The sequence below is a fragment of the Vreelandella sp. 21 genome, assembly GCF_050995515.1.
Classification (GTDB): Bacteria; Pseudomonadota; Gammaproteobacteria; order Pseudomonadales; family Halomonadaceae; genus Vreelandella; species Vreelandella alkaliphila.
In genome coordinates this window covers 1417594-1436615 of the sequence record NZ_CP194673.1, presented here as the reverse complement: position 1 = coordinate 1436615, position 19022 = coordinate 1417594, and the positions used below count along the sequence as shown (strand labels likewise).

The 19022-nt window shown below is 51.7% G+C and carries 15 protein-coding genes; 5 read left to right on the top strand and 10 right to left on the bottom strand.

The window, feature by feature from the left end:
• Positions 1–176: 176 nt before the first annotated feature.
• Together ACN06F_RS06645 and ACN06F_RS06640 are read right to left on the bottom strand one after the other, a co-directional pair.
• Positions 177–1163, bottom strand: coding sequence for an Rpn family recombination-promoting nuclease/putative transposase (locus ACN06F_RS06645; RefSeq protein WP_433924878.1), 987 nt, complete (start codon positions 1161–1163; stop codon positions 177–179).
• Between the two features lie 247 nt (positions 1164–1410).
• Positions 1411–2277, bottom strand: coding sequence for a hypothetical protein (locus ACN06F_RS06640; RefSeq protein ID WP_433924877.1), 867 nt, complete (start codon positions 2275–2277; stop codon positions 1411–1413).
• A 226-nt stretch (positions 2278–2503) separates the two neighbouring features.
• Between ACN06F_RS06640 and uraD the strand changes: the two genes are divergently transcribed.
• The 3 genes from uraD to aceF all read left to right on the top strand — a co-directional run bounded on the left by uraD (position 2504) and on the right by aceF (position 7566).
• Positions 2504–3037 carry a 2-oxo-4-hydroxy-4-carboxy-5-ureidoimidazoline decarboxylase gene (gene uraD, locus ACN06F_RS06635; RefSeq protein WP_433924876.1) on the top strand — a complete coding sequence of 178 codons (534 nt, stop codon included), beginning with the start codon at positions 2504–2506 and terminating at the stop codon, positions 3035–3037.
• A 103-nt stretch (positions 3038–3140) separates the two neighbouring features.
• Entirely contained in the window at positions 3141–5813 is a 2673-nt protein-coding gene (aceE, locus tag ACN06F_RS06630; RefSeq protein ID WP_433924875.1) for a pyruvate dehydrogenase (acetyl-transferring), homodimeric type, read from the top strand.
• A 58-nt stretch (positions 5814–5871) separates the two neighbouring features.
• The gene (aceF, locus tag ACN06F_RS06625) at positions 5872–7566 is read left to right on the top strand and encodes a dihydrolipoyllysine-residue acetyltransferase (RefSeq protein ID WP_433924874.1); all 1695 of its coding nucleotides are present in this window, start codon (positions 5872–5874) and stop codon (positions 7564–7566) included.
• 122 nt (positions 7567–7688) lie between these two features.
• Here aceF and ACN06F_RS06620 read toward each other — a convergent pair whose 3' ends face one another.
• From ACN06F_RS06620 to uraH, 8 genes are all read right to left on the bottom strand, one after another.
• On the bottom strand, positions 7689–8420 hold the full coding sequence (locus tag ACN06F_RS06620; protein ID WP_009724992.1) for a GntR family transcriptional regulator: 732 nt from the start codon (positions 8418–8420) through the stop codon (positions 7689–7691).
• Positions 8421–8543: 123 nt separating this feature from the next.
• Positions 8544–9866 (bottom strand): glycerate kinase type-2 family protein, encoded by a 1323-nt coding sequence (locus ACN06F_RS06615; protein ID WP_433924873.1) that lies wholly within the window; start codon positions 9864–9866, stop codon positions 8544–8546.
• 160 nt (positions 9867–10026) lie between these two features.
• Positions 10027–10911, bottom strand: coding sequence for a 2-hydroxy-3-oxopropionate reductase (locus ACN06F_RS06610; protein WP_433924872.1), 885 nt, complete (start codon positions 10909–10911; stop codon positions 10027–10029).
• A 109-nt stretch (positions 10912–11020) separates the two neighbouring features.
• Positions 11021–11797: a hydroxypyruvate isomerase gene (hyi, locus tag ACN06F_RS06605; RefSeq protein WP_193068403.1), complete on the bottom strand. Its 777-nt coding sequence runs from the start codon at positions 11795–11797 to the stop codon at positions 11021–11023.
• A gap of 68 nt (positions 11798–11865) precedes the next feature.
• On the bottom strand, positions 11866–13653 hold the full coding sequence (gene gcl / locus ACN06F_RS06600) for a glyoxylate carboligase (protein ID WP_433924871.1): 1788 nt from the start codon (positions 13651–13653) through the stop codon (positions 11866–11868).
• A gap of 343 nt (positions 13654–13996) precedes the next feature.
• Positions 13997–14794 (bottom strand): IclR family transcriptional regulator, encoded by a 798-nt coding sequence (locus tag ACN06F_RS06595; protein ID WP_433924870.1) that lies wholly within the window; start codon positions 14792–14794, stop codon positions 13997–13999.
• A gap of 200 nt (positions 14795–14994) precedes the next feature.
• A complete protein-coding gene (locus tag ACN06F_RS06590) occupies positions 14995–16194 on the bottom strand; it encodes a urate hydroxylase PuuD (RefSeq protein WP_038483181.1) in 1200 nt (399 codons plus the stop codon).
• Positions 16195–16286: 92 nt separating this feature from the next.
• Positions 16287–16646 carry a hydroxyisourate hydrolase gene (gene uraH, locus ACN06F_RS06585; RefSeq protein WP_038483178.1) on the bottom strand — a complete coding sequence of 120 codons (360 nt, stop codon included), beginning with the start codon at positions 16644–16646 and terminating at the stop codon, positions 16287–16289.
• A gap of 517 nt (positions 16647–17163) precedes the next feature.
• Here uraH and ACN06F_RS06580 point away from each other — a divergent pair.
• Entirely contained in the window at positions 17164–18618 is a 1455-nt protein-coding gene (locus ACN06F_RS06580) for a uracil-xanthine permease family protein (RefSeq protein WP_433924869.1), read from the top strand.
• Between the two features lie 122 nt (positions 18619–18740).
• Complete coding sequence (locus tag ACN06F_RS06575; protein ID WP_433924868.1) at positions 18741–19013, top strand: Tar ligand binding domain-containing protein; 273 nt, start codon at positions 18741–18743, stop codon at positions 19011–19013.
• Positions 19014–19022 lie beyond the last annotated feature (9 nt).

Genomic DNA, 19022 nt, shown 5'->3' with positions numbered 1-19022 from the left:
CTTAAAACAGTGACCTCTCTTCAAGCGCATTTAACCAAAGTGCACCTGAGACATAACAAAATACCCCTTGGCACTTTCGAGCCAAGGGGTATCGGTTACGTCAGCAACATCGCCTCGTTTTTCAGTTCGACGCGCAGGCCTACTACCCGGTCGATGGCTTACAGACTGTAAGAATGCTAGCGTTTGAACATATCGTCCAGGCGATTGGCGAACAGTACATCACGCATCCAGCCTTTCAGTTGGTCATGATCGGCTTGCACAAGTTGCGCTTCTACCCAGTCAGGCACCTCACCAAATTTGAACGTGAGCTGAGTGCGCACCACCTCGCGCGCTTCAGCCAAGCGCCCTTCTTGCCGTCCTTCTTGCCGCCCTTCCAGGCGTTCTTTCTTGACCAGGTTCTCTAAGTTCTCTGCCAACATGTCTTTATCCTCCATCAGGCTGTCGAGCCGATCCAGGTTGACCTCTGTGCCCAGCCGGTACAAATGTCGCTTGAGCCAGCGGGTGATAATCCGGTCGATGCGTTCCTTATTGGGGTCAGCCTGAATAATGGCGACGACCCTATCCACAGCGTTCTGTAGGGTTTCCCAACTTTCACCGGCATTTTCCACACCGAATACACCGCTGAGCGGTGTCTGGCGTAAGCCCAATTCTTCGTTAGTATAACGCCCTTCATCAACCAGAAAATAGCGCAGGCGCGGTTGATAGACCTGCAGAAAGCTCGGCGGTTCCGGCTGCACCATCTCGTAGATATCCAGCGGGGCTGTCCAGGGTTTGGAGCCATTGTACAGTATCACCGGAAACACCGGTGGCAGGCCTTGGCTGGGGGTGATGACCTTCTGTTTGAGTAGTTCACTGTAAAAGCAGGCGACGTAGTGCATCAGCCGAATCGGCATGCTGCGATCAACCGCTGACTGGAACTCTAGGAGGATGTACAAAAATACCTCCTGCGTCATGCCCTGCCAGGTGACTTCCACCGACCACACCACATCTTCGATCTTCTCTTCGAACAGCGGTGTGATGTAATGACCACTGTGCTTCTTGAGCGTCGAGAAGTTCATTAATCCGGCAATTTCGGCAGGCGCAAATCCTTCAATCAGTTGCTCAACGAACTCGGGGTGGCTAAATAGCTCTTTATAGCCCGTATCATGGTGATGAGTCGCCATAACGTGTCCCTGTTAATCGTAATAACGTCAGAATACCATGGAGAGCGATAGTCAACGTACCGCATGATTGATATGTAGTGATTCAATAAAATCAGAAATAAATGCGATATTTGCCGCAAAAGCTGATCAGCTTTTACAGTTTGATAGTGCCTATTGATTGACACAGCGCGTACCTGCTCACCTAAAAAATACCCCTTGGCACTTTCGAGCCAAGGGGTATCGGTTACGTCAGCAGCGCTGGCGGGCTTTAGAAGTGCCATTCCAGATTAAAGGTCATGGCATCGGTATCGACACCCGGTTGGCTGTGGTTTCCGAATTTGTTGCGCCAATACTCATAACCGACGCCCATCCATAAGGAGTTTTCCGCCCCCCATGCAACTTGCCCGACGTCTAGCATCAGCGAGGTGCGCATTAACTGCTCAGGCTCGGTCGCTTCCCCAAAGTAATCATCTCCTTTTTCGCTGTTGTAGTTATAGAACCCTTGGAATTTTAGCGGTAACGCCGCCGCTTCAAACGGCAGCCCCCAGGCCAAGTTAATTTGGTAATAGGGATCAAACGAAATGCTGTTCTGATTTTCTGGCAGCCCACAAGGTGGCAAGCCGCAGTGGTTCCATTCACGGCTATAGAAGAGACTTAGATCCACAAAGCCTCTCGGCACATCAAATTTAAACGTTGGCCCCACTACTAGCTGACGTTTACGTGGTGCAAAGCCAGTATTTTTGGTGTTTAGGTCAAACCCAAATGTCAGCGCCATGTCTTTAACGGGCCCGAAAGCGATGGGCTCATTGAATATGCCGCCCCCATGGAGTTGATGACGGTATGTCAGATAGGCTTCCGTTGCCCCTGAATCACTGTTACTGGCGGGGTCTTGGCTGCTGGACTGAAGCACGTCCAGATTTAAAAAGTTTTGGCCCAGTGAGTAACCACTAACATGGGTAAACTGGAGAATGTGCTTCTCTATGTTCTCTGGGTTATTCGGCTCAGTAAACTGCGTTCCATAGCGATACCCCACGAACGTATCGCTCCATGTCGCTGCCTGGGCACCTGCCGAGATAGTGCCAAGAGAAGCGCCTATCGCCAGATACGTTGCCACTGCTCGATTGCTCTTCAACATGCAAAACCCTTTGTTGTTTGATTTTGTTTTTAGACATCTTTCTAAGAGCCCCACTATCAAGGCCCTTCTATAAAGACCTTTCTATAAGGACCTTCCTAACGCCGTTATGCCCGCTTTTCGCGGGTGCGATAGCGATTTTTTTGCGGAAACGGCACTTCTTAGAGTACATTTAGCAATATTTATTGTATACAATAAAACAGATAAACAAATACAAATGGAGAATACAATGTCGCGTATTTTAGAAGCAGCTCGCCCCAGCCGCCTTGGCTTAGACGCCTTTCTTGAGCATTACGGGGACGTTTTTGAACATTCACCCTGGGTAGCTGAAACCGCCTGGAAACAGGGGTTTACCGACCAACACGATGACCCGGATGTACTAGCTGACTGCATGGGCAATGTGCTTAAGGGTGCTGATATTGATCAGCAAATTGCTGTCATTCGCGCTCACCCAGACCTTGCCGGGAAAGCAGCTCTCGCGGGTGAGCTAACCCAGGACTCCACTCGCGAACAGGCTGGTGCGGGGCTAGATCAGTGCTCAACCGAAGAGTTTGAACGCTTTCAACGCCTGAATCAGGCCTATCAAGATAAGTTCGGTTTCCCCTTTGTGATTGCTGTTAAAGGGCTTGATCGACACGCCATCCTTTACGCGTTCGAAAAGCGCCTTGAAAACGACGCCGCTACCGAGCGTCAAACCGCTATTGAGCAAATCATCCAGATAGCGCGCTTTCGCCTGCACATGCGTGCGGCCGAGGCAGCGTAATTCTCACGCGCTTAGCGCTTGTATTTTCCTTTCAGCCTGACCTGTGGTGCTCGGCCCTTCAGGCTGTGAGGCTTACCTTTTATCGTCATTCGGAGAGACCTCTATGAGTCTGGAGACAAGAGAAGATCTCGATCCGCTCGAAACCACGGAGTGGCTGGAATCCCTGGAATCAGTACTGGATCGTGAGGGCGAAGATCGTGCCCGCTACCTGATGACCCGCTTGGCGGATCGCCTGCGCCGGGACGGTATGAAGGTACCCTTCTCGGTGACAACCCCGCACCGGAATACGATCCCTGTGCATCGCGAAGCACCGATGCCGGGCGATCTGTTTATGGAGCGCCGCATTCGGTCGTTGATTCGTTACAACGCCATTGCCCAGGTCATCCGTAATAACCGCGCTAACCCCGGGCTGGGCGGCCACATTGCCAGCTTTATGTCGTCGGCCACGCTGTACGATGTCGGCTTTAACCACTTCTTCCGCGCCCCCAAAGGCGATTTTGAAGGCGACCTGATTTACATCCAGGGCCACGTTGCCCCGGGGATTTACGCGCGCTCCTACCTGGAAGGCCGTTTATCAGAAGAGCAGATGGACAAATTCCGTCGCGAAGTCGACGGCGATGGCCTCTCTTCCTACCCGCACCCGTGGCTGATGCCGGACTACTGGCAGTTCCCCACGGTGTCCATGGGCCTTGGCCCGATTCAGGCCATCTATCAAGCCCACGTGATGAAGTACCTGCATCACCGTGAGCTGAAAGACATGTACGACCGTAAGATCTGGTGCTTCATGGGTGACGGCGAGTGTGATGAGCCGGAGTCACTGGGCGCGATTTCCCTGGCGGGGCGTGAAAACCTCGATAACCTGATCTTCGTTATCAACTGCAACCTGCAGCGCTTGGACGGTCCGGTTCGCGGCAACTCCCGCGTCATGGATGAGTTCGAAGGCGTATTCCGCGGTGCCGGTTGGAACGTCATCAAGGTGGTCTGGGGACGTCACTGGGATCCGCTGTTCGAGAAGGACAAGAAAGGCATCCTGCAAAAGCGCATGGATGAAGCGGTCGACGGTGAGTACCAGAACTACAAGGCCAACGGCGGTTCATACACCCGCGAGCACTTCTTCGGTAAGTACCCCGAAACCGAAGCGATGGTCAACGACCTGTCTGATGAAGACATCTGGAAGCTCAACCGCGGTGGTCACGATCCGTTCAAGGTCTACGCGGCCTACCACGAAGCGGTCAACCAAACCAACGGTAAGCCCACGGTCATTCTGGCGCACACCGTCAAAGGCTACGGCATGGGCAGCGGCGATGGCGAAGCCGCCAACGAGTCCCACCAGGTCAAGAGCATGGAGTACGAGGCGTTGCGTAAATTCCGCGACCGCTTCGGTATTCCGCTCACCGACGAGCAGCTCAAAGATGTGCCCTATTACAAGCCGGAAGAAGACTCCCCCGAGCTGAAATACATGCACCTGCAGCGGGAACGCTTAAACGGCTACCTGCCGAGCCGCCGCAGTGACTTTGAGGCGCTAGAGATCCCCAGCCTGGACGACAAAACCTTTGCCTCGCAAATGGTCGGTTCCAAAGGGCGCGAAGTCTCGACCACCATGGCGTTCGTGCGCGTGCTGAACGGTCTGGTGAAGGATAAGAAGCTCGGCAAACATGTCGTCCCGATTATTCCTGACGAAGCACGTACCTTCGGCATGGAAGGCATGTTCCGTCAGCTTGGCATCTACACCTCGGAAGGTCAGAAGTATGAGCCGGTCGATAAAGGCCAGATCATGTTCTACCGCGAGGATCAGAAAGGCCAGATTCTCGAAGAAGGGATTAGTGAGGCCGGTGCCATGTCCGCATGGATTGCCGCCGCGACCTCCTACAGCAACAACAACGTCACCCTGCTGCCGTTCTACGTCTACTACTCGATGTTCGGCTTCCAGCGCATTGGTGACTTGGCCTGGGCCGCCGGTGACCTGCAAGCCCGCGGCTTTATGGTCGGCGGCACCGCCGGGCGTACCACGCTCAATGGTGAAGGTCTGCAGCACCAGGATGGCCACAGCTTGATTCAAGCCTCCACCATCCCCAACTGCCGCAGCTACGACCCGACCTACGCCCACGAAGTGGCGGTCATCCTCCAGGATGGTCTGAAGCGCATGTTCTCCGACAAAGAGAACTGCTTCTATTACCTGACGGTGATGAACGAAAACTACGAGCAGCCCGCGCTTGAGAACGTGCCTACCGACGATATCGTCAAAGGCATGTACCTGCTCAACGAAACCCAGGGCGACAAAGGCCGCGTACAACTGCTGGGCTCCGGCACCATCCTGCGCGAAGTTGAAGCCGCCGCTGAGCTGCTGGCCAACGACTGGGGCATTGGCGCGGATATCTGGAGCGTGACCAGCTTTAACGAGCTGCGCCGTGAAGCGCTGCTGCTGGAGCGTGAAGGCTTCCTAAACCCGGATGCCGAGGCCAACAAGCCCCACGTGACGAAGTGCCTGGAAGGCCGTGACGGCCCGGTGATTGCCTCCACCGACTACATGAAGCTCTACGCCGACCAGGTGCGTGCCTGGGTACCCAGCGAGTACACCGTGCTGGGCACGGACGGCTTTGGCCGTTCCGACACCCGCGAGAAGCTGCGCTACTTCTTTGAAGTAGACCGCTACTTCGTCACCGTGGCGGCGCTACGTGCGCTGGCAGACCGCGGTGAGCTTGATCGTAAGCACGTCGGCGAGGCGCTGAAGAAGTATGGCATTGACGCCAACAAGCCGAACCCGCTGACCAGCTAAACCGCTGCCCGGCGGGCAGATGCCCGCCGGCTCGATCCGATTTGGAAGGAGCGCGACCTTGAGTAGCGAAATCATCAAAGTTCCCGATATCGGTGGCGATACCGATGTCGAAATCATCGAGATTGCGGTGTCAGAAGGCGACGTCATTGAAGCGGAAGACACCCTAATCACCCTGGAATCTGACAAAGCCAGCATGGATGTTCCGGCCCCGAAAGGCGGCAAGGTCATCAAAGTGCTGGTCAAAGAAGGCGATACTGTCTCCGAAGGCGACGACATCGTTGAGCTGGAAGTAGAAGGTGGCGGCGAAGAGACGTCAGCCCCCGCATCTGACAGCCAGTCCAACGACGCGCCAGCGAAACAAGACAAACCAAAAGAACCGACTAAAGAGCAGGCCCCAGCAGCTAAAAAAGCCGGTGGCAGCAAGCAGACCGTTGACATCAAGGTGCCTGACCTGGGCGGTTCCGACAGCGTTGAAATCATCGAAGTCGCGGTTAGCGCTGGTGATGAGGTCAACGCCGAAGATACCCTGATCACCCTGGAGTCGGATAAAGCCTCCATGGACGTGCCCAGCCCGCACGGCGGTAAGATCGTTGCGCTGACCGTCAAGGAAGGCGACACCGTCTCGGAAGGCGACTTGATCGGCCAGATGGAAATCGCTGGCGAAGACGGTGATGCATCGGCTGAAGAAGCTGCATCGCAAGCGCAGGCTGCTGCTGAAGAGCCGGTAGTTGAAAAACCTGTCGCTGAAGCACCAGTAAAACAAGCGCCTTCTCTTGAAGGCACCCCGAGTCCGGAAGCACAAATCGCTGCTTACCAACCGAGGGATAGTAAGCTGGTGCATGCAGGCCCAGCAGTACGCATGCTGGCACGTGAACTAAATGTTGATCTTAGTCTTGTTAAGCCTAGTGGCCCGAAAGACCGGGTGCTGAAAGAAGATGTACAGGCCTACGTGAAACAGGCCATAGCCAACCAAGGTAAAGCACAAACAGCGACTGCCCCAGCAGCAAGTGGTGGTGCTGGCATTCCCGCGATACCGGACGTCGACTTCAGTCAGTTTGGCGACGTAGAAGAGAAGCCGATGGGGCGCCTGCTCAAGATGGGCGCGACCAATCTGCACCGCAGCTGGCTCAATGTGCCTCACGTGACGCAGTTCGACGAGGCCGACATTACCGAGCTCGAAAGCTTCCGTAAGGCCATGAAAGCCGAGGCCGAAGCCCAAGGCGCCAAGCTGACGCCGTTGCCGTTTATGGTTAAAGCCTGTGCCTTTGCACTGCGTAAGTTCCCCCAGTTCAACGTCAGCCTGAAAGGTGATGGCGAAACGCTGGTATGGAAAAACTACGTGCATATTGGGATTGCCGTGGATACACCTGATGGCCTGATGGTGCCGGTAGTGCGCAACGCCGATAAAAAATCCTTGATTGAGATTGCCAAGGAGATGGTGGAGCTCGGCAAGAAAGCGCAAACCAAGAAGCTTAAGCGCGACGAGATGACCGGTGGCTGCTTCACCATTTCGAGCCTTGGCTCTATTGGTGGAACCGCGTTCACACCGATCGTTAATGCACCGGAAGTGGCGATCCTGGGGGTATCGAAAGCGCAGATGAAACCGGTGTGGGATGGCAGTGCCTTCCAGCCGCGCTTAATGATGCCGCTATCGCTTTCCTACGATCACCGGGCGATTAACGGTGCGGATGCCGCCCGCTTTACGGCCTTCCTGGCCGATGTGCTGACGGATATACGCCGATTACTGCTGTAATCGTCTCACAGTAAGCCAAAAGCGGCGCCCAATGGGCGCCGCTTTTTTGAGACATCAGTTTGGAGCATTGAAACCTATTGTTCGCGAAAACCCAGGGTTATCGAAAACCTAGGGTTAGCGAATCACGCCCTAACAGATTTACCGCCTAGAATAGTCATCAAATCGTCGTTTTCTGGCTCTTGAGACGACAGTACCAGCAAAGACTCTAAGCTATTAAGGTGCGTGTATATCGCCTGCTTAGCCGCCTGAGCATCACCACTCGCCAAGTGCCCAAGCAAGTTCGCATGATCGCCTTCCAAGTAGCAAGAAGACAAGCCCGGACGCTTATAGAGAGCGATGACAATTGACGTTCTCAAGACGAGATCGGTCAACATCGCACCCAAGATACGATTAGGGGCATGCTGCGCAAGGAGGTGATGAATATTGAGGGAATGCTCAATGCGTGACGGTTCGTCACTGTTTTCAAACGCCTGCTTTTCAAGGGCGACCTGCTTCTCTAACGCCTTGTAAGTCGCCACATCCAGCTTACCCGCCAACAGTGAGACAATCTCACCTTCCACTAACCTACGCGCAGAAAACGTCTCTCGCGTTTCGTCAATCGAAGGTGCTCTGACGCGGGCGACCTGATTCGGTCGTTGGTCGATAACATGTTCAGCATCAAGCCGTGTTAACGCTTTACGCACCACTGAACGGCTGACGCCAAATACATCGCCTATGGTGACTTCAGGCAGTTTTGTATTTGGTGCCAGTCGCTGCATCAGTACCGCAGACCGGATGTGTTCAACAATATCTTGATCGCTAACGCGACCTTCTTTCGTTTTGGTAAAACCTTTCTTGTGCCAGCCGAGGGTCATGGCCTAACTCTCTAATGAACCTCGACGAAACTTATCATGTTTACCCCTCGGACAACCACTCAGAACCACGCAAAACAATGCCTTAACGGGTAATTGGATAGTTAAGCGGGAACAACGACAACCTTACGACGGGTTGGGTAGAATAAGAATCGCTCGGAAATCGTTAACATTGGTTCGGGTTGGCCCTGTTACCACGAGGTCATCTAAAGCATCAAAGAAACTGTACGCATCGTTACGGGCAAGGTAATCCTGGGCAGAAAGCGTTAATGCCTTAGCCCGCTGCCAGCACTCAGGCCCAATTAACGCGCCTGCATTATCTTCAGAGCCATCGATTCCATCGGTATCAATGGCAATCGCATAAATGCCATCACATCCTTTTAGCGTATCAAAAAGCCCCAGCAGGTACTCAACGTTACGCCCTCCTCGACCATTACCGCGCACGGTAACGCTCGTTTCGCCGCCTGACAGTACCAGCAGCGGACGAGTAATTTCAGACTGCAACTTGCACGCCATACGCCCTTGGGCAATGCCTAAATCTCTTGCTTCCCCCTCAAGATCATCACCTAACACTCTTACCTCTAGGCCACTCTCTTCGGCACTCAGCTGGGCGGCCTTCAATGCGTCGCGCGCGCGGGCCAGGATAGTCGATTTGTCCCGTGCAAATCCTTGGTTCCAGGTCTGAGGCGCACGATGATCGGCCATTAAATGGCGTTTCACATGCTCAGGCACCTCAATCTCATGGCGGTTTAGAATTGCCAAGGCATCTAACGACGTTGTGTTATCCGGCAGCGTCGGGCCTGAGGCAATTAATGAAGGCACATCACCAGGAACATCCGAAATAAGTAGCGTCACCACTTGCGCGGGGTGCGCAGCAGTGGCCAACCGCCCGCCTTTAATTGCAGACAAATGGCGCCTTACGGTGTTGATTTCACGGATCGGTGCACCGCAGCGAAGCAGCGCCTTATTCAGAGCCTGCTTGTCTTCTAGCGAAATGCCGTCCGCCGGCAGGGTCATTAACGCGGAGCCGCCGCCGGAGATGAGTGCGATCACTTGATCGTCTTCACCCAGGCCTTTTACTTCATCAAGCATGCGCTTAGCGGCTTGCTCACCCAGCGCATCAGGCATCGGGTGGGAGGCTTCCAGTACATCGATATAGCGACAGGCTGCCCCATGCTGATAACGGGTCACCACCACGCCTGTTAAGTCGACCTCTTCGCCTGACTCTCGAGCGCGTTTTTCCCACGCCAACTCTAATGCACGCGCCATGGCGGCAGCAGCCTTACCCGCGCCCACGACGACAGTTCGGCCTGGCGGTTTTTCAGGCAACTGGGCAGTTAATAAGCTATCGGGATGTACCGCAGCAATGGCCGTTTCGGCCAGTTGATTCAGCCACTGGCGGGTTGCCTCTTCACTGGTAAAAGGCGCCAAGCGAACAAGGGAATTCATCAAAAGACTCCTCGGGCAGGGATCAGGAAAAAGGCTCAGAAAGGAGCTTAGAAAAGAACGTAAACAAAGAGCTTGGAAAGCTTAGTAAAAAGAACTTAAAACTTAGTAAAAAGAACTTAATGGCAGGCCAACAGACGCTGGCCTGCCTGACAAAGGCGCGTTATTGGCCAACCTCATGGTCTGCCAGCTTTTCTAAAGCGCGCACAATACCTGCGTGATCCCAATCCTGGCCCCCGTTGGCAACACACGCTTGGAACAACTGCTGTGCATTGGCGGTGCCTGGCAATGACAGGTTTAACGTCCTAGCACCCTCTAACGCCAAGTTGAGATCTTTCTGGTGCAGACGAACGCGGAACCCAGGCTCAAAGGTGCGCTTGATCATGCGCTCGCCATGAACATCGAGGATTTTCGATTGAGCTAAACCGCCCATCAGTGATTCACGTACTTTAGCGACATCAGCACCGGCTTTAGAGGCAAACAGCAACCCTTCTGCCACTGCTTCAATCGTTAGCGCAACCACAATCTGGTTAGCCACTTTGCACGTCTGACCTGCACCATGGCCGCCGATGTGGGTAATCGTCTTCCCAACAACGTCCAGGTATGGCTTGGCTCGCTCAAAGCCTTCCGTTGTTGCGCCCACCATGATGGTAAGTACAGCGTTAATTGCACCACCTTCACCACCAGAAACCGGCGCATCGACAAACTCTCCGCCCGCATCGGTAATCCGCTTGGCAAATGCCTGGGTCTGCATTGGGGCAATGGAGCTCATATCAATCACCAGGGTGCCGGGCTTCAGGCCTTCAATCACGCCTTCCTCACCAAATAACACACTTTCGACATCGGGCGTGTCGGGCACCATGGTGATAATGACATCAGACGCTTCAGCCACCGCTTTGGGAGAAGCGACTTCACTCATGCCTTTTTCGGCAAGCGCAGCATCCAAAGTGCCGCGTTTAACAGTCACTAAAGAGTGACCAGCGTCGAGCAGGTGCCCCGCCATAGGACGCCCCATAATGCCTAAACCAATAAAACCAATCTTACTCATAATTGTTCTCCATTCGCATCTTTTAGAAACCAACCTATTGTTTCTAAATGATTTAGATTTCCTGAGTTAACGACTATCTACTCACTTGCCTGTTTTAAGTCATACAGGGTTAACGCGCCTTATCTAACCAACCTAAACCTTCTACCGTCGTGGTCTTGGGCTTGTACTCGCAGCCGATCCAGCCGTCATAGCCAAGCTGCTGCAGGTGGCTAAATAAGAAGGGATAATTGATCTCACCCGTTCCTGGCTCATGGCGCCCTGGGTTATCCGCCAACTGCACGTGAGCGATACGTGCAAAATGCTTTTCAATAGTGGGTGCAAGATCACCCTCCATGATTTGCATGTGGTAGATGTCATACTGCAGCTTTAAGTTATCGCTACCGACTTCGTCAAAAAGTGCCAACGCCTGCTCGGTGCGATTAAGGAAAAAGCCTGGAATGTCACGGGTATTGATAGGCTCTGCAAGCAGCAAAATGCCGGCTGCTTTGAGTTTTTCGGCAGCGTAGCGAAGGTTTTCAACCAGGGTACGGTGAGCTTCAGCATCACTAACGCCCTCAGGCTGAATACCCGCTAGGCAGTTCACCTGCTTGCACTCAAGCGTAGTGGCATAGTCGATCGCTTTATCCACACCGGCACGAAACTCTTCTACCCGGTCGGGATGGCAAGCAATGCCTCGCTCGCCTGCTCCCCAATCTCCCGCAGGTAAGTTGTGCAACACTTGGGTTAGGCCATTCGCATCCAAGCGCTGCTTGATGTCAGCTGCCGCATAGTCATAGGGAAAAAGGTACTCAACCCCTTTAAAGCCCGCCTTTGCGGCGGCCTCAAAGCGATCAAGAAAATCGACTTCAGTGAACAGCATACTGAGATTCGCGGCAAACTTAGCCATAGTGTTCTCCTAACGTTTTAGCGTCTTAATAACGACTTCAGCGACTTGCCTGAAAGCACCTCGGTGCCTTACGTCAGGCTGGCAATAGAACTCGGTGCATCGGTAAGGTTTTCAGCTAACGCTTCGAACTCATTAACCCCATCAAGGTCAGTGCCCATCGAGATATTGGTAACGCGCTCGAGAATGATTTCCACCACTACCGGCACACGGTATTGGCGCATTAGCTCACGCGCTTTCTCTAACGCAGGTGCAATCTCATCGGGTGTAGTGACACGCAGCGCTTTACAGCCAAGGCCTTCAGCAACCGACACGTGATCTACGCCGTACTCAGCGAGCGCCGCTTCTTCGTCGGTGTAGTTAATGTTCTTGAACGAGAGCTGGACACAGTAGTCCATGTCGAAGCCACGCTGGGCCTGACGAATCAAACCGAGGTAGGAGTTATTCACCAGCACGTGGATATACGGCAAGTTAAACTGTGCCCCAACCGCTAGCTCTTCTACCATGAACTGGAAGTCGTAATCGCCAGACAGCGCAACCACTTCGGCATCAGGGTCGGCACGGCAAACACCCAGTGCTGCAGGCACTGTCCAGCCTAGTGGCCCAGCTTGGCCACAGTTAATCCAGTGACGAGGCTTGTACACATGCAGGAACTGAGCGCCGGCAATCTGCGACAAACCGATCGTGCTGATATAGCGTGCATTTTTACCAAAAACCTTGTTCATCTCTTCGTAAACACGCTGCGGTTTCACCGGCACGTTATCGAAGTGCGTTTTGCGCAGTAGCGTGCGCTTACGCTCCTGACACTCTTGTGCCCAGGCACTACGGTTTTTAAGCTGTCCGCTGGCCTTCATTTCACGAGCGACGTCGATAAACAGGTCTAGGGCAAGCTTAGCGTCAGAAACGATGCCGTAGTCAGGCCCAAAAATACGGCCTATTTGCGTAGGCTCGATATCAACGTGAACAAAATTTCTATCTTTTGTATACGTTTCAACATTGCCAGTGTGTCGGTTAGCCCACCGATTACCAATCCCCATGACAAAGTCAGAGGCCAACATGGTCGCATTGCCGTATCGGTGCGACGTTTGCAGCCCTACCATGCCTGCCATTAACGGGTGGTCATCCGGGATCGTTCCCCACCCCATCAGCGTCGGGATCACCGGCACCCCGGTTAGCTCAGCAAATTCAACTAATTGCTCGGCAGCATCGGCATTGATGATGCCACCACCAGCCACGATCAGCGGCTTATCGGCTTCGTTGAGCATCGTCAATGCTTTTTCAATTTGGGCACGAGATGCTGAGGGTTTATAAGCCGGAAGTGACTCGTAGGTGTCCGGATCAAACTCGATTTCGCTCATCTGTACATCGATGGGAAGATCGATCAGTACCGGTCCAGGACGGCTAGAACGCATAAGCTGGAAGGCTTTCTGGAATGCGCGCGGTACCTGGGCAGGTTCCATCACCGTAACGGACCATTTGGTTACCGGGCCAGCAATCGTCTGAATATCGACGGCCTGGAAGTCTTCTTTATGCATCTTGGCGCGGGGAGCTTGGCCAGTGATACATAGAATCGGAATTGAATCAGCACTGGCAGAATACAGGCCCGTAATCATATCCGTGCCCGCGGGACCAGAAGTACCGATACACACACCAATGTTGCCAGCGGTTGTGCGGGTATACCCTTCCGCCATGTGTGAGGCGCCTTCCACGTGGCGTGCTAACACGTGATCTACGCCGCCCACTTTACGCATCGCAGCGTAGAAAGGATTGATAGCAGCACCTGGCACACCAAAGGCAACTTCAACACCTTCTTTTTTCAGGACGTGAATGGCGGCTTCTGCAGCTGTCATTTTAGCCATCACAACTTCTCCTCGAAGAGTGAATACATTTAGTATTCATTTTTGTATTTAATTTTGTATACGAAACAATATTCAAAGTATGCGCCATCCGAAGCACTGTCAATATTTAATGGAAAATATTTCCACTAAATTCAGCAGACGCAATAAAAATCATTTTAAATCAAATATTTAATATGGATTATATTGAGTATAAACACGTACAAGGGAGCGCAAGTGTTACTAACGAAACGCTCTGGGTATTGGTAAAAACAGGCATGCCAATCGGACCGGTGCTTTTGCATCCAGTCCATACAGGGGGAAAATGGTGTAGATTTAATCCCGCACGCAGTGCCGTCTGCAATACCTAGCCATCGCGTTTCGCAAGGGCTTGATCGTGCCCTAGCATATCGGAGATTGTTCTCGCGGCCTCTTGCACCAGCGCTTGCAGCTTGGTTCGCTCATCCTCGGCAAATTCATGCACAGGCACCATGATACTAACAACGCCCTCCACTACCCCATCATGGTTGTAGAGCGGGTAGGCAATCGATGAAATACCAAAGTGATAGTAAGAATCGGCAATGACATAACCACGCTGACGGTCTTCCTGAACTAAGTCCCATAGAACATCACGCCGGATGGGGGCACCGAGTTCTTTATTAAGTAGTTGGTCGTCAGGATAAAGCGATTCAAATTCCTCTTTTGAGAGATCTGTCAGAAGCAGTCGCCCTAGTGACGTGCAGTGCAGTGGAATTCGTGTTCCTACACTAACGCGACGAATTGTGGCGTTAGTGGCACCCACACGGGCCACATAAACGGCATCCCTTCCGTCGCGAACGGCAATATGACTTGAGCAGCCGGTCTGCTCGCATAGCGACTCAATAACAGGATGGCCTACCTGCACAACATCCAATGAGGCCACATATTCAAAGCCCAGTTTTAGCACGTTCACACCCAGCGAATACAATCCAGTGACCGGGTGATGGCGTAGAAACCCCATATGCTCCAAGGTCTGGACTGCGCGATACGACGTCGACTGGGGATAACCAACGCGTTTGACGATCTCAGCAAAACTCATTTCGCGATGATGACGATTGAGCTCCATTAAAATCGTCAGCCCGCGTTCAAGCGCGGGAATTAAATGTTTTTTTCCCTTATCACTCATGGCGGGTTAACTCACTTCGTTATTTGTATTATCGAGATAACGTAAAACCCCCAACGCCTGCGCAAATCTACCACTGACCGATTGCCATTAATGATTTAAAGCAACATTGAGCATGCGTTAAGGAACTCAGCTAATACAGCAGCTATCACCACTAGAGCGCTAGAAGGTGTTAGCTGCTGACGTCACAACGAGCGAGCTAGTTACTCAGACCACTCTCCAATCAACCCGCGCTCTTCATCTGTCATATTGGTCATGTTGCCAAGGGGCATGTATCCACTGGCCACGACTTGCTGAATGCTCTCTTTGTGATGCAAAATTTGCTCAAGGTTATCGTAGGCAAAGCCCGCAGGAGGAGCAGAAAAACCGGGCTGTGTTGGCGATTGGGCATGGCACGCAACGCAGCGCTGCTCAATAACCGCCTGCACATCAGCAATATCTGTCCCACTCTCTGCACCAGCATTAGCTTGTTGGTTAGCTGGCATCCCTATCCAAAACGCCACCATAATCAAGAGGACACCTGCCGCAGGATAACCAGGCCGTATTTTCCCAGCATGCATCAACACGAAGTACTGACGAATTAATGCACCCGCAAAAATCAGCAATGCCATGATGACCCATGCATAGGCGTGAGAGTATGCAAAGGAGTAGTGATTACTGATCATTAATAAGACAACGGGTAACGTAAAGTACGTATTGTGTACCGAGCGTTGCTTACCACGTTTGCCGTCTAACGGATTTGGCGTTTCGCCAGCTTTCATCGCCTTAACAATGCGGCGCTGCCCTGGAATGATCCAGAAGAACACGTTGGCAGACATCGCCGTTGCCATAACAGCCCCGGTCAATAGAAATGCGGCACGACCTGAGAACATTTGAGTGCTCAGGTACGCCACCACCACCATCATGATCGCAACACCAATACTTAATAGGCCATCGCGCTCCATGTTGGGGCTGATGCGCTTACACATTTCGTTGTAAACCACCCAACCCAATAACAAAAAGGTCAGCGCCAAAACGTTGGCCTGCCAGCCGGTCATATTGGCAGCCCACTCCCAACTACTATTGGGATTAACCAAATAAAAGCCAGGATTAAACATGTACAAAATAATGAATAAAGCGAAGCCAGATAACCAAGTGGTATAAGCCTTCCAGAAGGACCAGTGGAGGTCATCAGGCAGCTTTTCCGGGCTGGTGGCATATTTCTGATTGTGATAGAAGCCGCCACCGTGCACGGCCCACATCTCACCAAACACGCCTTTTTTGCGGCAGTTTTCATCTTTGGGGGATTTTAAGCCATTATCTAGCATGACAAAGTAGATAGACTCACCAATCCAGGCAATCGCGGCAATAACGTGTAGCCAGCGAAGCATAAAATTAGAAAAATCAATTAAGTAGGACAGCATGTCGGCTTCCTCGCCTCATTTGTTTGTTGTTAGTCGGCAGCATTAGGTTTTTTATCAGGGCTATTTTTATCGGGACTATTGATTAAGTCTCTTTAGCTGCCGCGATACGTAGAGTAGGCATAGGGCGATAGCAGCAATGGCACGTGATAGTGCTGTGTGGCGTCATTGACCCCGAAGCGAAGCGGTATCACGTTTAAGAAGGCAGGCCCGTTATCCGCAACTCGGCCAGCCTGACTGGCGAAGTAATCGCCTGCATGAAACGCCAACTCGTACTCCCCTTCTTGTAGCTCGTCGCCATCTAATATGGGATGGTCACAGCGGCCATCATCATTGGTGGTTACCGTTTTGAGGAAGCTGCGTTCGCCGTTAACGACACGATACAGATCAATTTTGACTCCCTCGCCTGGGCAGCCTTGCGCAGTATCCAGAACATGAGTTGTCACGTAACCCATTGGTTTCTCCAATATTTTATTAATGTAATTAGAGCTATTACCCTGTTTTTTCCCAATGCCTTACTTACAATAAGTAGCTCAACAGTGGGTAAGACACGGCATAGCCCAAAACCCAATGACTACATTTCTATATAAAAAATCGACACATTTCAAAGAATTTTTGTATACATTTTTATTAGGAAGCGTTGTTCACCCTGTCCAGCGCCAAAATTTTGACGCTACCTTAGCTACTCAGATTTTCTTTCCTAGGCGACGACCAGGCATCTATACACAAGCCCCTCCCTGGCAGAGATATTTAAAAATAAATTAAAAATCAAAAGCTTGAGCAAAAAATATGGTAGACGTAGCTGAGAAACCAGCATGCTATTTTTCGTATCAAGAAGCGCTATTAGCCAAATAGATGAGCATAAACAGGGCGAAATTATTTATTTTCAGCAGATTTTTTGTGTACAGTATTAACTTCAAAAATGAACAATAATTTCAAATCATTGAATACAACAACAATGGAGAGTCCCTCATGAGTGACGCAATTGCCTCGTCGGAAGAGCGAGCGCGAATAGATGGAAAGAGCACCTCCCTCTTTGATTTTTATGGAAAACCCAAATTCTTAAAGGTGCTGCCGCTTTCTCTTCAGCACCTACTGGCCATGATTGCTGGCGTGATAACACCGCCTATTATCGTTGCCGGAGTCGTTGGCGCGAGCGTCGAAGAAAAGCTCCTGCTTATCCAGATAGCGGTACTGGCATCAGGTGTCTGTACCGTGTTCCATCTATACGGTGTGTGGAAATTCGGTGCACGCTTACCTGCTATCTTTGGTGTCGGCTTTGCCTACGTACCGACGCTTGTGGCAGTTGGCGCTCAGTACGGGATTGAAGGAATACTCGGCGCCCAGTTGATTGGCGGTATGACCATGGTCGTGGTGGGCTACTTCATCCAATATATACGCCACCTGTTCCCCCCTGTCGTGGCAGGAACAGTGGTATTGGTAATCGGTCTGTCGCTATATGACATCGCTATTCGCTATATGGCGGGCAGTGGAAACGTTAATGCTGCCAATTTTGGTGACCCCATTAATTGGATCGTCGCTGTCGTTACGTTGCTCACTGTCTTAATTGCAGCTCAATTTGGTAAAGGGGTGATTAAGCTCTCTGCCATTATTGTGGGCATTGTGGTGGGCTATTTACTTTCCCTATCGCTAGGCTTGGTTAATTTCGACAACGTAGCCAATGCATCCTGGGTAGCCGTTCCCAAAGTAATGCCATTTGAAATGGAGTTTCACACTGCGGCCATTGCTTCGATGGTCGTCATTTGTGTTATCAACTCCGTACAAACTATTGGGGATTTATCTGCCACAACCGTTGGCGGTATGAACCGTGAGCTAAAAACAAAAGAGCTTACCGGCGGCCTACTCGGCAATGGTTTAACCACTACCGTCAGCTCTTTCTTCGGCGCCCTGCCCACCTCTACATTCAGCCAGAATGTTGGCATCGTAGCCATGACCAAGGTAATTAGCCGATACGTACTGGCGCTGGCAGGTATTTTTATGATTCTGGCGGGTCTCAGTCCGAAATTCGGCGCAATGATTACGACGATTCCTTACCCCGTTCTAGGTGGTGCAACAATTACCGTGTTTGGCATGATTACCATGACCGGCATCCAGTTGCTGGTTAAAGATGAGATGTCTGCGCGCAATATGACCATCGTCGGCCTTTCCCTAGCACTAAGCTTAGGCATCGCTGCAGAGCCATCAGCTATTGAGCAGTTTCCTGCGGTATTAAGAGACTTGATTGGCGGAGCGCCTATCGTTGTGGCCGCTATTACGGCTTTCACTCTGAACATCGTCCTACCCAAAAAATCTCTTTCAGATGAGGCTAAAGAAAGGGAAAAGATTGCTAACGAAGATAAAGACACTAAGGACGAAACCAATAACCAAGGTAATAACCTTAGCCAACGTAGCGTTCATGCCGAATAATGATGTGTTAATTAGCAACCAGACCATCATTTAAAACATGTACGACGCTTTAGAACTGCCGCTAGCCCGGCAGTTCTATTGCGTTATTGCAGAATACAATAATGATATTAATGGAGTGACACATGCACCGCTTAAACAATCTAACAATGAGAATGAGCTGGTCACTCGTTTTATTCTCTTTTCTGACATTACTGCTACTACTGAGTGGCACCGGACTCTACGCGGTCAATCATAGTCAGGAAAGCATCGAGCAATTTACCAACGTCAATGTCAATCAACAATCGACACTGAACAGAACCAATTCATCGATACAAAATGTACGTTTACAAATGGGCCGCCTGTACCAAGAGCTGAATCGCCCCAGGTTTCATAGACACCTCCAGGCCCTATACTAAAGGTATCTA